Origin of the sequence: Methylotenera mobilis 13, from assembly GCF_000384255.1 — a bacterium.
GTDB lineage: Bacteria > Pseudomonadota > Gammaproteobacteria > Burkholderiales > Methylophilaceae > Methylotenera > Methylotenera mobilis_B.
The window spans coordinates 1,351,076-1,361,977 of record NZ_KB913035.1 but is presented as its reverse complement, the minus strand read 5'-3'; the positions used below and the strand labels follow the sequence as shown (position 1 = coordinate 1,361,977).

General features: G+C 42.9%; 14 protein-coding genes. 7 read left to right on the top strand and 7 right to left on the bottom strand.

The window, feature by feature from the left end; genetic code table 11:
- Positions 1–16: 16 nt before the first annotated feature.
- From A391_RS0106515 to A391_RS0106500, 4 genes are all read right to left on the bottom strand, one after another.
- Entirely contained in the window at positions 17–1,804 is a 1,788-nt protein-coding gene (locus A391_RS0106515; RefSeq protein WP_019898230.1) for a methyl-accepting chemotaxis protein, read from the bottom strand.
- Positions 1,805–1,906: 102 nt separating this feature from the next.
- Positions 1,907–2,425 carry a chemotaxis protein CheW gene (locus A391_RS0106510; RefSeq protein WP_019898228.1) on the bottom strand — a complete coding sequence of 173 codons (519 nt, stop codon included), beginning with the start codon at positions 2,423–2,425 and terminating at the stop codon, positions 1,907–1,909.
- A 76-nt stretch (positions 2,426–2,501) separates the two neighbouring features.
- Positions 2,502–2,867: a response regulator gene (locus A391_RS0106505; RefSeq protein ID WP_019898226.1), complete on the bottom strand. Its 366-nt coding sequence runs from the start codon at positions 2,865–2,867 to the stop codon at positions 2,502–2,504.
- A 2-nt stretch (positions 2,868–2,869) separates the two neighbouring features.
- On the bottom strand, positions 2,870–3,250 hold the full coding sequence (locus tag A391_RS0106500; RefSeq protein WP_036317096.1) for a response regulator: 381 nt from the start codon (positions 3,248–3,250) through the stop codon (positions 2,870–2,872).
- 345 nt (positions 3,251–3,595) lie between these two features.
- Here A391_RS0106500 and A391_RS0106495 point away from each other — a divergent pair, with 345 nt between their 5' ends.
- The 7 genes from A391_RS0106495 (at position 3,596) to A391_RS0106465 (ending at position 8,713) form a co-directional block, all read left to right on the top strand.
- A complete protein-coding gene (locus A391_RS0106495; protein WP_019898224.1) occupies positions 3,596–4,747 on the top strand; it encodes an FIST signal transduction protein in 1,152 nt (383 codons plus the stop codon).
- A 178-nt stretch (positions 4,748–4,925) separates the two neighbouring features.
- A complete protein-coding gene (gene tpx, locus A391_RS0106490; RefSeq protein WP_019898223.1) occupies positions 4,926–5,426 on the top strand; it encodes a thiol peroxidase in 501 nt (166 codons plus the stop codon).
- 267 nt (positions 5,427–5,693) lie between these two features.
- Positions 5,694–6,260: a hypothetical protein gene (locus A391_RS0106485; RefSeq protein WP_019898221.1), complete on the top strand. Its 567-nt coding sequence runs from the start codon at positions 5,694–5,696 to the stop codon at positions 6,258–6,260.
- An 86-nt stretch (positions 6,261–6,346) separates the two neighbouring features.
- Positions 6,347–7,045: a hypothetical protein gene (locus A391_RS14140; RefSeq protein WP_019898218.1), complete on the top strand. Its 699-nt coding sequence runs from the start codon at positions 6,347–6,349 to the stop codon at positions 7,043–7,045.
- A 258-nt stretch (positions 7,046–7,303) separates the two neighbouring features.
- A complete protein-coding gene (locus tag A391_RS0106475) occupies positions 7,304–7,810 on the top strand; it encodes an HPP family protein (protein WP_019898217.1) in 507 nt (168 codons plus the stop codon).
- Between the two features lie 162 nt (positions 7,811–7,972).
- Positions 7,973–8,395, top strand: coding sequence for a hypothetical protein (locus tag A391_RS14585; RefSeq protein ID WP_019898216.1), 423 nt, complete (start codon positions 7,973–7,975; stop codon positions 8,393–8,395).
- A 114-nt stretch (positions 8,396–8,509) separates the two neighbouring features.
- On the top strand, positions 8,510–8,713 hold the full coding sequence (locus A391_RS0106465) for a hypothetical protein (RefSeq protein ID WP_036317092.1): 204 nt from the start codon (positions 8,510–8,512) through the stop codon (positions 8,711–8,713).
- Positions 8,714–8,792: 79 nt separating this feature from the next.
- Here the strand turns inward: A391_RS0106465 and A391_RS0106460 are convergent, their stop codons facing one another.
- The 3 genes from A391_RS0106460 to A391_RS0106450 are packed head-to-tail and all read right to left on the bottom strand — an operon-like array spanning position 8,793 to position 10,900.
- Positions 8,793–9,284 (bottom strand): aminoacyl-tRNA deacylase, encoded by a 492-nt coding sequence (locus tag A391_RS0106460; protein WP_019898210.1) that lies wholly within the window; start codon positions 9,282–9,284, stop codon positions 8,793–8,795.
- A gap of 20 nt (positions 9,285–9,304) precedes the next feature.
- Complete coding sequence (locus A391_RS0106455; RefSeq protein WP_019898208.1) at positions 9,305–9,655, bottom strand: nucleotide pyrophosphohydrolase; 351 nt, start codon at positions 9,653–9,655, stop codon at positions 9,305–9,307.
- Positions 9,656–9,664: 9 nt separating this feature from the next.
- Positions 9,665–10,900 (bottom strand): THUMP domain-containing class I SAM-dependent RNA methyltransferase, encoded by a 1,236-nt coding sequence (locus A391_RS0106450; RefSeq protein WP_019898206.1) that lies wholly within the window; start codon positions 10,898–10,900, stop codon positions 9,665–9,667.
- Between the last annotated feature and the right edge of the window lie 2 nt (positions 10,901–10,902).

The window sequence follows — 10,902 nt, the reverse complement described above, 5'->3', positions numbered from 1 at the left end:
CGTAGATACTAAATGTCTAGAGTTTAAAACCAGCCACTGAATCACGTAATTCCTCTGCCAACGATGTGAGCTGCCCCACTGACTCAGCCGTAAGTTTTGTACCTTCTGTGGTCTGAGTCGTAATTTCTTGAATCATCTGCATGTTATTTGCAACGGTAGTGGCAGACTCCGTTTGCGCACTAGTTGCAGCAGAAATAGATTGAATCAATCGTGCAAGATTAGTAGTAACAGACTCAATCTCATTCAGTGCCTGCCCGGCAGCATCTGCAACACGCGCCCCCTCAACTACACCCTCGGTACTTTTCTCCATCGCCGCCACCGCACCATGCGTATCTGTCTGAATCGTTTTCACAATTGCACTAATCTGTTTGGTCGCTTCAGATGAACGTTCCGCCAAGCGTTGAACCTCCTCTGCAACCACTGTAAAACCACGACCAGCTTCACCCGCAGACGCTGCCTGAATAGCAGCATTCAACGCGAGAATGTTAGTTTGTTCAGTAATGTCTGAAATCAGCTCAACAATCTCACTAATCTCTTGTGAGCTTTCGCCCAAACGTTTAATACGTTTAGAAGTTTCTTGAATCTGAGTACGAATCTCATTCATCCCTGAAATAGTATTCTGTACCGCTTGCGAACCTTGAATAGCCGCTTCTAATGAACGTTGCGCCACCTGAGAAGCTTGTTCCGCGTTACTAGACACTTGCAAGATAGAGCGCGTCATATCGTTAACAGCTTGTGTAGTTTGTGTAATTTGTGACGCCTGTGTCTCCGCCGCAGTCAGCAACTGCTCTGAAGTTCCTTGCGCGACAGAAGTCGCAGAAGTCACTTGCTCAGTTGCACGGTTAATCTCAACAACAAGGTCTCGCAAACTATCAATTGTATAGTTAATAGAGTCGGCAATCGCACCTGCAATATTGTCACGTACTTCCGCTTTTACTGTTAAGTCACCATCAGCTAAGTCACCCATCTCATCTAGCAATTGTAATACGGCCTCTTGGTTTTCTTGGCCCTCTTTCGCGAGCTGAGTCGTCAAAGTCATGGATTGTACTGTTTGTTTTTTACCAAAAAAATACATCAAAGTAAGCAAGACCAAACCTAGCAACAACAGGCCAATCAATACAAACTGAATAAATCTAGTTTGTGACTCAATCAACGCCTTGTTTTCTTTAGCAATCGCTAACGTAAAAGTGTTACCTGCTTGTTTAGATGACTCAAAAGCTGCTGTTAAGTCTAGCAGTGGTGCTGAAGCTGCAACTGTGCCCAATGGCAAAGCTGGAATATAACGCTTATTAGCTACTTCAAAAAAGTTCTCGCCAGCACTAATCACAGCCTCCAAAGGCGCTGCTAATTTTTCATTATTTAAATTTTTACGCCAATACTCAGAGCGCTCCTTGAACAAGGCCTCACTTTTTGCCGCATTTGCTAAGGCATTATCACGCTTTTGATTATTAAAACTGGTAGATGCAACATAAGCCTCGTTATATGACGCGAACGCATCTAGTGGAAACATTGGCGGAGGATTAGTGTCCGCAGTCAGTTTTTCATAAGTATCTAGTATGTTATAAATAGGGCCATTAACGCGAACTTGGTTAATTACCCAGAAGCTCAACAAGGCAAACAAAATAAACGCCACAATCTGCAAGAAAAGCTGGCGGTAACCGGCACTAATGCCTGTTGAATCATCTGTACTTTTCTTAGAAACAGATAAATTAGAAATTTTTTCTTTAACATTACTAAAGAAACCACCTATCAAAGATCCCATTTGTGGTGGCAGGCTTTTTATCGCTGCAAGATTTAATGCCATTGTTAACCCCGATTTCTAAATTTATTATGCCTACTTAACAACTTTAATTGACCAAACATCTATTACTTTATCTATATGGTTGATTAAACACCGATTAATAAGTTAATACGTTGGCTGAACAAAGCTTTTATTTTGTACAAGCGCTTCTACATCCAACTCCAACCAATCATTACCCTCTGTATCAATGTAAGCATTCATGCTAAAAAAACTAGCATCCTGTTCAGCAGGCTGAACCTGCATAGCCTGAATGCTACGTAAACCAATTAAACTATCTACCAACAAGGCTACCTGCTCTGTAGATTCAGTACTGAGTAATAAAATACGATTATTAACAGATTTAAGTGTTGCTGGCATTCCCATAAACTGAGCTAAATCCGAAATGCTATATAAATTACCACGGACGTTTGCAACACCCAAAAACCATGCTTTAGTGAATGGCACCAATTGCAAAGGCGGCACAGACAATACTTCTTTTACGTCTTGTAGATTAATTAAAAATCTTTTATCGCCAACATTAACACCTAAACGAGACAAAGACTCCCCACCAACTTGGCTCGCAGCATCCTTAAGCTTAGAAAGAATAGCCTCTTGAAACTCACGTAAATTAGAAGTTTGTGCCACGGTTAATTATTAATCCCAATCAATGCCGTTAAAATAAAAAAAATCCATTACTTAAATCCAGAAACTCAAGCCCTGATTACTCAATCGTTTTAATTAATGCTAACAAATCAGCCTCAACCACTGGTTTTGTAACGCAGGCTTTCGCCCCCATTTTCAATGCCCAAGCCAAATCAGTCGCCTGCGACTTACCAGTACACAAAACAACAGGAATATGAGCAGTTGCAGGGTTTTTTGTTAGCGTGCGTGTCACCTGAAAACCTGTCAACCCAGGCATCACTACATCGCACAACACAAGATCTGGTGGATTAGCACTGACTTTAGTTAAACATTCCTCACCGCTCTCTGCACCTACGACTCGATAACCCGCAGTTTCTAGCATTTCAGTAAGAAAAAAACGATCCGTTGCTGAATCATCGACGACTAAAATAGTTTGTATTCCCATATTCAATCCACCTCTTTTTGATGACTTTTAGCTTTAGCAGCGTAAATCTGCACAGCTTCTATCAATGTATCTTGGGTAAAGGGTTTGGTAAGGTACTGGTCTGAACCGACCATACGACCGCGGGCACGGTCAAACAAGCCATCTTTGCTAGATAGCATAATGACAGGCGTTGTTTTATAACGCGCATTTCTTTTAATGAGGGAACAAGTCTGATAGCCATCAAGCCTAGGCATCATAATATCAACAAAAATCAAATCAGGATTCTCATTAGATATTTTCGCTAATGCATCAAAACCATCTTCTGCAAGAATGACTTGGCAACCAGAGGCTTTAAGAAAAATCTCAGCACTACGACGAATCGTATTGCTATCATCTATGACCATCACCTTGACTGTTGATAGCTGATCTAACGTCAGCTTTTCCTGATACGGCTTTTCCTGGGTCACCAGTAAGCTCCTTTATTTTATATGCATCACTGCTTTAATTAGCTTTTTTGCACTTGTTGTGCTTCATTTTATATATAGTCTGTCTTAATAAGCAATACTATTTAGAATATTATTCAAAATAATAATAATATTTATTTCAACCACTCTTTAGGGTAGTCTATAATAAAATTACAAATAATTACAATTGATGGTTACAATTTATAATAAATAAAAATCTAGCGCAACATAACTAGCGCAACAATTAAAGATTTAACGGGAAATGCAGTTCACCAAGGGGTAAGCATGATAATTAGGCAAGAATCATTAACATCTAAAATGACACTCAAGGATTTATCCTCTACGTCACCTTTACCATCGGCAAATTTGGTACTGGTATTTGGATCGGTAAAACGTTTTGGTGAAGCAAAGTTACAAAGCATATTAAAAACGCGCTACCCGACAGCACAAATCATCGGCTGTTCTACCTCTGGCGAAATCACGGCCACTGGCGTTTATGATGATAGCCTGCAAATTACCGCTATCCTGTGGGAAAAAACGGTACAACGCGTGACGCATACCAAAATGACTGGTATGCAAAACTCATTTGAAACAGCTGTTACGTTAGCCAAACAACTAAAGTCAGATAGCTTAAAAGCTGTGCTGGTCTACTCTGATGGTTTAAATGTAAATGGCTCCGAATTACTAGAAGGCTTTAAAAGTGAACTTGGCGAAACGCCGATTATGGGAGGTATGGCTGGTGATGGTTTTAACTTCAGTAAAACAGTACAGCTATTTAATGACACTGTTTCAGACGGCCTAGTTATTGCCGTTGGCTTATATGGCAACAGCTTAATTGCTGCAACAGGCGTTGGCCTAGGCTGGAAACCTTATGGTCCACCTCGCAAAGTCACTAAGTCTGACAAAAACGTTGTACTTGAACTTGATGGAAAACCAGCGCTCCCCTTATACAACATGTATATTGGATCACACTCAGCTAAAGGCCTACCTGGTAGTGGTTTAAATTTCCCATTTGCCATTATTGAAGATGGCAAACGCGATATTGAAAAAATTCGTACATTGCTAGCAATAGATCCAAAAAACAATAGCCTCACCTTTGCAGGCAATGTCAATGAAGGTGAGACCGTGCGCTTCTGCCAATCAACCCACGACAGATTAGTGGAAGGCGCTGGAGATGCTGCACACTTAGTCTCTAACCATACCAATGTCAACCAAACAGGCTTGGCTATTTGCGTGAGTTGTGTTGGTCGTAAAGGCGTAATGGCGGAACTGGTAACCGACGAAGTGAAGCTAGTACAGCAGATTTTAGGTGGTCAAACAGCGATTACTGGCTTTTATTCATACGGCGAGTTTGCACCAAGACCAGATACTAGCGACAGTGTACTGCACAACCAAACCATGACGATTGGTTATTTAAGTGAAGATCTACTCGCTTAAATCACTCTGTCCGCTTGAAAAAGAATGGTTTAACAAGCTTGTATAAACAGACAGCTAGTTACCATAAAATAAATAGTGAATATAAACAAGCACCAACCTAACCCACACTAGTGTTATGGTTGATTGCTTGCGCTATAAACGATAGAGTTAGCCCCTTTATACACAAGGAGAATTTAGCATGGCAACCGTGACCCTAAAAGGCAACCCAGTTAATGTTGGTGGCAACCTTCCACAAGCAGGCCAAACAGCCCCTAACTTTGCACTCGCTAATGCAAAACGTGAATTAGTTTCACTAGACGCATACTCTGGTAAACGCAAAGTATTAAACATTTTCCCAAGTATCGATACCCCTACTTGCGCAACATCAGTACGTACATTCAACCAAAAAGCGAGCAGCGTCGCCAACACTGTTGTGTTATGTATCTCTGCTGACTTACCTTTCGCACAAAGCCGTTTTTGCGGTGCAGAAGGTATTGAGAATGTAGTGACCTTATCTACATTCCGTGACACAGCTAAATTTGCATCAGACTATGGCGTATTCATTACCGACAGCAGCTTAGCAGGCTTAACAGCACGCGCTGTTGTAGTATTGGATGAAAACAATAAGGTGCTACACAGTGAATTAGTGGCAGAAATTGCTGACGAACCTAACTACGAAGCAGCATTAGCTGTTTTATAAGTAGTTGTTCGCTTGAATGACTAAAAGCCCAGCAAATTAACTTGCTGGGCTTTTTATTTGATACTCATCAGTTGCGTCAGCATCAACATACAATTACATTGTGATTATTGATTGATGCATATGAAACCTACTTTAGGATGTACTAATTATTAATAACCATATGATTTTAATTAGAAACTCATACCATTTTCATCAGAATAAATATCCATTGACGCAAAGTTTCACCTCAAATAGCATGTCTACTTATCGTTAAGCCTCTAAAATAATATGGCCGCTGATTTCTTTTTCCATGATCCAACATTTGAGATTCAACCCCTTAAGGCTGTAGCGGCTTTTAAATGGCAACATCTGAAAAACCCAGAAGTGCAGTATGCAATAGCCGCAGAAGAGCAATACTTATGCTTTCATTTATATATGCTAAAGAATCTCAGGCATACACGAGCAGGCGAGATTTCCAACCCACCCTACAAATATGAACTAAGCTTTTCCGTTAGAGCTGGTGCAGTTAAGGCTGCTGTTTTAATTGCTGCGTCAATATTAGAAGCCGCACTAAGAGCTCTTGCTGAGGCAAGAAACTACCCCCTTAATGCAGACCAAAAACGCCGTACGTTTGGTAATGTAATTCATGCGTGGCAAGAGAATGGCCTACCACGCCGCGACGTTGAAGTAATTTGGAATGAAATTACTTCAATTCATGAAGTCAGAAATTTTGTTCACCTTCATAAAGCAGCTAAGACTGAAGAAGCAGCATGGGAGCAAGTGTTAAACAGCGAAAATACCATCTTGCAGAATGCACTTAAGGCAATAGAGCATGTGTCAGCTATTGAGGCTTAACCCATCATTCAAGCAGGACTGGCTAAAGCCAGCCCTTTAATTCAAACCTTAGGCACACAGTTGGCACTCATCTGAGAGCTAAAATCATGATTATTCAACAATCCAATGCAACGTTCGCAACATCGGTAACGGACAATCTTTTCTTAAAGCGGCAAACGGTCGCCCCTTTAGTGGAAAAAACTGCCGACACAACGACTATTTCACAAGCGGCTCAGGAGCGCCTCGCTGTTGATAACGTGAATGGCCTCAATCCAAACACCACCGACCTGTATCGAGTGGAGGGGCCAGTCTATAGCATTGAAGACATGGTGAAGAGCAAAGGTAGGCCGCTCATTGCCGTAAAAATGACGGAAGCCCAGATCAATGAGGTCAAGCTCAGGGAACAACAAGAAAAGGCACGCGAGAATGTCAATTTCAATTACGCCAAAGCTCATCAGTATCAGCCCATTGGCCAGGTGATCGTCAATGGAAAACTCGTTGCAACGGTTTCTGATGCGGGTTCCTTCGAGTCGCCTCAGATGATTCCCAACCTGAGTGATCTGCCCTTAAGCCCAGCGGACAGACTTGTCGAAATTGCTCGCGCTGTAAAAGGCGAAATCATCTATTCCAACTTTTTACCTACCATGGGTGGCTGGATGGGGCCATCAGCCCCGGAATCGGCGCTCCCTCCTATCACAGCAAGGAGCATGAGCGAAATACTTGAACAGGAAATCGCTCCGGCCATGGAAAAAAAGATTGCTGAATGGGAGGCTCAGACTGGGAAAACCTATCCTCGTCGCGCGTAGCCATGTAGGGTGGGTCACTTGACCCACGCGTTGCAATATTACTACCTGCACTACCGCGTGGGGTTAAGCCAGTATTTGGCTTCCCCACAGAATATAGTCGCTTATAAACAAGCTTCTTATGCTGAGTGAAAACCCTACCCTACGCAAGTTACGCATACTAACGAAAATGTTCATCGATGTTACAATTTTAATAACATAGGTTTCAATGATGATGTCAGCCAATTATCTCAAACAATAATTTACAATTAGGGAGTTACCATGTCTTTTCTAAGCAAACTGAAAGGCGACAACGCACCGCTACCTCCTCAGCCATCAACAAAAGCGGTTGCGCTTGCGTGGTTGGGCGGATTTTTGGCCATTGCCGCCGTTGCCTCACTGAATGATTTCCTTTCAGTTGCTTTGGTGCTTGGGTCGTTTGGCGCATCATGTGTCCTAGTTTTTGGCTATCCTGACGTGCCGTTTTCTCAACCAAGAAATGTAGTTGCTGGCCATTTCATCAGCTCTCTCGTTGGCCTTGTATTTCTTTTTGCCTTCGGCCCCCATTGGTGGTCTGTCGCGCTCGCTGTGGGTACAGCAATCGCACTGATGATGCTCACTCGCACAGTGCATCCGCCTGCTGGATCAAACCCAGTAATTGTGTTCTTAATGCAGCCCAGTTGGGGCTTTCTATTGTTCCCAACATTAGTCGGCGCCTTGGTGTTGGTAGCTGTTGCTCTGGCTTATAACAATGCAACCCGTGATACAAAGTACCCGAAATACTGGTAGCCAAGTAGCGTGGCATTTGTGACCCATGCATTGCAATATCTTTATCTGTCACTACCGCGTGGGGTTAAGCCAGTATTTGGCTTCCTCACAGAATACAGTCGCTTATAAACAAGCTTCTTATGCTGAGTAGAAACCCTACCCCACTCAATTTAACACCTTAAAATGCACACTTATCGCACACCTATTTTTAAGCTTATTGATTATGCTTGGGCTATACCAAACACAGCACTTGGCATATTACTTGGGCTTGTAATGCTCGCCCTAGGCGGCAGAGTGCATATCGTGGCTGGCGTCGCTGAGTTTCATGGCGGGCATGTGGGAAACTTCTTTGCATCACGCCATCCCCCATTTTGCTTTGGTGCTGTCACACTTGGTCATGTGATTTTAGGTACATGCCACAAGGAACTCTGTGCATTACGAGCACACGAACATGTGCATGTTAAGCAATACGAGCAATGGGGCGTATTCTTTTTGCCTGCTTACGCGTTGTCTAGTCTGTGGGAAATACTTCATGGTCGTAACGGATACAGCAATAACTTCTTTGAAAGGCAGGCGTATAGAGAGGATGATAAGCAAAAGTTATAGTCTAGTACATCAACTAAAAAACTAACGGCGCTAGTAGCTGCTTAGTTAAAGCTTAACAAGCGTAACTCTAGCTTTAAATTTTCTATACATTCTAGCTATGAAATGGCAGAAACGATGATAAAGAGCATAATATTTGTAACGATTGGGCTATTGGTTTCGTTTTCAGTGACTGCAGCGCCCGCTCCTTGGTATTTATGGAAAAGTAAACTGAATAACAATGTGTGGTGCACACAAACCCTACCTGGCGAAGGTTGGGTAAAGTTAGATGGCCCGTATAAAGACGCGCATTGCAAAACACTTGGACGTCCAGGTAAGTGACGGCTATAGTTAATTAGAAATTAGAGTTTAGCTATTTACGCGTTAACTGACTTAGTTACAAATTAGTTAACAAACTAGCTTAAACCTTCACAAACTCACCTTCACCAGCTCCTGCCAATAAAGCTAGCAAGTCTTGGCCTTTAAGTGTGATCGCATAGCCTAATACGCCACTACCTATTACTAATACATCATAATTACGTACACTTTTATCTACCAACACTCGCAAAGTTTCAGGTAATGCAATAGGCGGTACTGCACCCACCACATAACCTGTGGCTTCTGGCACTTCGTCATACTCTGCCATGCGCAACTTACGTTCGTCCAGATGTTTGCGCAGCATGCCCCAATCGGCACGGCCGCCACCTGCCACTGCCAATAAGGTGTATTTGCCAGAATCAGCTTTGAAAACCACACTACGCACGACGGAAGTTGGATCGAGGCCTTTAGCAGAGAGTAGCGCTTCTAAATCACGGATAGGCTTACTGTCCTCACTCAGTGGGATCTCAATCACTTCAAACGCAATGTTTTTAGATTGCAGTAAATCGATGACAGGGGAATGAATGTCAGCCATGGCAGATCCTTAATGTCGCACTAATAATTCGTGTATTTGGCGTTGCTACCCTTACATTTGTCTACTGGGTATTTTTGCGCATTTAAATCTATTTTTTTATTTGCGGCTTCAATTAAATCAATACCGCAAACTTCTGCAATCCGCAGCAGATAGACTAAGGTGTCGGATAACTCTTGCCCTACCTGCTCTTTCGTTTGCGCATCTAACTGGCGACTTTCCTGCTCTGTCATCCATTGAAAATGCTCTACGACCTCGCCCGCTTCTACAATCATCGCCATAGCAAGATTTTTTGGCGAGTGAAATTGTGCCCAATCACGCTCGCTCACAAAATTGTTTACTCGGGCCCTTAGGGCATCCAATGAGTCTGCCATGTTGCTTCCTTATGCGTCTGGTTTATCTTTACGGTTTGAGCCTGCCACCATTTTAATTTCAAACAAACGGCACTCTAGTGGGCCATTAAATAATGGTGTTTTTTTGCTTGGTGCAAGGCGCATCAGCTTAGGCATGCGTAAATCGTTAGTAAGGAAATAAGCATTCCAACCGGCAAATTTACGTTTCAGCGTTTCGCCCATTTTTGGGTATAGCAATGTCAGCGCTTCATCTTCACCAATCCGCACACCGTATGGTGGGTTAGCCACTAATACGCCGTGATCGGCCGGTGGTACAACGTCTAGCATGTCAACATGAGACACTTGCACGGCCTCTAGCAAGCCAGCTGATTCTAGGTTTTGCTTAGTGACACGTACTGCGCGCAAATCCATATCCGAGCCGTAGATTTTTTGAAAGCTGACTTTCTTCACTTTGCTCAAGGCTTGGTTTTTGATTTTCTTCCAAGTATCAGATTCAAACGTTTTTAGCTTCTCAAAGCCAAACTCACGTTTAATGCCAGGTGCCATGTCTAGCGCGATCATGGCAGCTTCTAACAGAAAAGTACCACTGCCACACATTGGGTCTAGTAGTGGTTGGCCTGCTTGCCATCCTGTGAGTTTTAAAATGCCTGCGGCTAAGTTTTCACGCAATGGTGCTTCAATACTTGCGCCACGGTTGCCGCGTTGATAAAGCGCAGCACCAGAAGTATCAACATAATATTGATATTCATCTGTCGTTAAATAAGCATGAATACGCACACTAGGGGTTTTGGTGTCGATATATGGGCGGCTACCTACCGCTAGCCTGAACTTATCGCATACCGCATCTTTAATTTTTAAAGTGGCAAACTCTAGGCTTTTTAACGGGCATTTAACACCTGTTACTTTCACCATGAAATCATGCCTAACATCAAACCATTGCGGCCAGTTCATTTTATAGGCAGCATCAAACAAGTCTTCTTCGTTCAAGTATTTACCACGGCCTACTTGCCACAAAATACGGGTAGCGATGCGTGAGTGTAAATTGGCGGCATAACACACGGACCAATCACCATCAAAGCTCACTCCGCCATCGGTCACATTCACTACTTTTGCGCTGACTTGTTTAAGCTCATCAGCAAGTAGTTGCTCTAAGCCACGTGGGCATGTAGCAAAGTATCGGTTTGGTGCTTGCTTGCTAGTGTGATTTCTATCAGACTGAGCTTTAGGTGCATGCTGCTCGCGCGTATTTTGTTGATTAACTGCCATAA